The sequence below is a fragment of the Phenylobacterium sp. genome (assembly GCF_031360265.1).
GTDB lineage: Bacteria > Pseudomonadota > Alphaproteobacteria > Caulobacterales > Caulobacteraceae > Phenylobacterium.
In genome coordinates this window covers 1-2,348 of the sequence record NZ_JANMBF010000128.1, presented here as the reverse complement: position 1 = coordinate 2,348, position 2,348 = coordinate 1, and the positions used below count along the sequence as shown (strand labels likewise).

The window sequence follows — 2,348 nt, the reverse complement described above, 5'->3', positions numbered from 1 at the left end:
AACGCCTTGAGGCGGATGCGGATGTTCTGACGATCCATATCGCTCTTTTCGTTCCCTACAGACGACGAACCGTCCGCGTGATCTCGACCATTTCAAAGACCAACCCGAACTCTCCGAAGAGAGCGCGTACGCGTAAGTCCGCAAAAACGACTTAGGCCCGCGCGATACCCGCGAGGGCCTCTGCCAGGACGCCGACGAAGGCACTGTCCCAACCCGTTCCGCGGACCGCGTCTGACCCGAAAGTCACAGCCGGTCCAACAGGAGGCGCGTTACTACCGGCTCGACTCGCCCGCGTCAAGGCCGGCGCGGCGACGGATCGGGCAATCGGGCATGCTGGCCCGGTCAGCGGATCAGCACCTTGCCGGATCCCATGACGAACTTGGAAACCGCGCCCTTCACCGCCCGGACCCGGACATCGCCTGAGCCGGCGATGGTGGCCTTCAGACTGTCCGCATCGCCACCGAAGTCGACATTTCCCGAGCCGGCCAGAGTGACGGCCATGGCGGCGGCGTGGCCGGCGGCGACCCTGACGTCGCCGGAACCGGCCGCATGGACCTTGAACGCCCCGTTGACCGAGGCTGCCGTAACGTCGCCCGAGCCCGCGATATCGATCTCCAGCGGCCCGCGAACGTCGCCGATCACGGTATTGCCCGACCCCGCGACGCGAATCTTGGCCGCACCGGCCGAGCCAGCCCGGGTGGCGCCCGAACCCGCCTGGCTGATGGCCATCTTCCCGCCCACGTTGGCGACGGTCCAGTCACCGCAGCCGGCGTTGCCCAGCCGGACACTGTCGGCCCTGCCCACGGAGCCCCAGACGGCGCCGCCGGCATCGACGTCGACATCGACGGGGGTGCGGATGACCACCTGGGGCATGTCGCGCCAGGCGACGTCGCCGACCTTGCGGACACGCACGCTGACGGCGTCGCCGGAGCCGTGGCAGCCGCGGATGCGCTGGCCCAGCCGACCGTTGACGATGGTCCGACCGCCAAGAATCCTGACGTCGATCGGTAGGCCAGGGTGGGTGGCGATGACCTCGACCTTGACGTCGCTCCGGCGCTCGGGAATCACCGTGACACGGGCCACCGCGTCCTTGATCTCCACGGAGGCCGCGCGGGCGGCGCCGCCGCTGAGGAGCATCACCGCAATGGCGCCGAGCCTGAAGAGTTCTCGCATCTGAGGTTCCTGTCTTGGGGTCTCTGGACTTGGGTCGCGCAGGTCAGACTCAGCCGATCGTGACGTGGCCGCCGCCGGAGATGGACTTGATGACCTGGCCAGTCACCTGCTTCACGCGGATATCGCCAATTCCGGAGATCGAGGCGTCAAGACTTTCGGCCTGGCCGCCGAATCCGATCGAGCCGAGACCGGACACCGAAGCCCGGACCGCGCCGGCATGTCCGCCGAGCACATTGATCTTGCCGACGCCCGAGACGTGGGCCTGCAAGGCGCCGGACAGCTCGCCCACCGTCATGCCGCCCGCGCCGGACAGGATGGCGTCCAGGCCCTGGCGAACCTGGGTCGCGCGCACGGCGCCGGCTCCGGAAAGGTGGACGGTGAGGCGGCCCGCCGACCCCATCCGCACATCGCCTGCCCCGGATTCACGCAAGGTGACGTCTCCGGCCACGTCGGCAATGGTCCAGGCGCTGCACCCCGAATCTCGAAGGTCGAGGCTTGCCGATCGGCCGATGGCGCCGAACACCGCTCCGCCAGCCTCGACCACGACGGCCCTGGGCGTGCGGATCACCACCTGGGGCATGTCCTTGTAGTCAACCGCGCCGACACCGCGCACGCGCGTCTGCGGATGTTGTTCACGACCGTGGCAGCTGAAAATGCGATGGGCGAGCCCGCCGTCGATGGTCGTCAGGGCCCCGGAGGTGGTCACCTTCAGCGGCAGGGCGGCGTTGGTGGTGACGAACTCGACCTTCACGTCGGCGCGGTCCTCCGGGATCACCGTGACACGGGCCACCGCATCGCGGATCTCTATGGACGCACCCGCGGGCGCCGCGTCCGACGCGCTAGCGGCAGCGAGCACCGCAGCCGTGGCGATGAGCGAAAGCGCAAGTCGCATGGCGTTGTCTCCCCAGCCAAATCCTGCCGGACGCTATCCGCACGCAGTCGCGGAAGCAGCTTAATTCGCGGTCATGACTTTCGAGTCAGGGGGAAACAGAATGGCCGCCGGGTCGCCCCGACGGCCTGTTGTTCGATCCTTGCGGGCGTCCGGCCCTACTTAAGGATCTTGCTCACTACGCCGGATCCGACCGTGCGGCCGCCTTCGCGGATGGCGAAGCGCAGGCCGGTGTCCATGGCGATCGGGGTGATCAGTTCCACCGTCAGCTCGGTGTTGTCGCCGG

At 68.1% G+C, this 2,348-nt stretch carries 2 protein-coding genes and 1 pseudogene; all 3 read right to left on the bottom strand.

The annotated features are described in order from the left end of the window. Window positions 1-342 precede the first annotated feature (342 nt). Complete coding sequence (locus RMN86_RS11700) at window positions 343-1,173, bottom strand: GIN domain-containing protein (protein ID WP_309606016.1); 831 nt, start codon at window positions 1,171-1,173, stop codon at window positions 343-345. A 49-nt stretch (window positions 1,174-1,222) separates the two neighbouring features. Then, window positions 1,223-2,065 (bottom strand): hypothetical protein, encoded by an 843-nt coding sequence (locus RMN86_RS11695; RefSeq protein WP_309606015.1) that lies wholly within the window; start codon window positions 2,063-2,065, stop codon window positions 1,223-1,225. 155 nt (window positions 2,066-2,220) lie between these two features. After that, window positions 2,221-2,348 (bottom strand): annotated as a pseudogene (gene tuf, locus RMN86_RS11690) (elongation factor Tu); the annotation flags it as partial.

Excerpts from the sequence above, each read along its gene's own strand:
- RMN86_RS11700 (WP_309606016.1), bottom strand. The coding sequence starts at position 1,173 with ATGCGAGAACTCTTCAGGCTCGGCGCCATTGCGGTGATGCTCCTCAGC.
- RMN86_RS11695 (WP_309606015.1), bottom strand. The coding sequence starts at position 2,065 with ATGCGACTTGCGCTTTCGCTCATCGCCACGGCTGCGGTGCTCGCTGCC.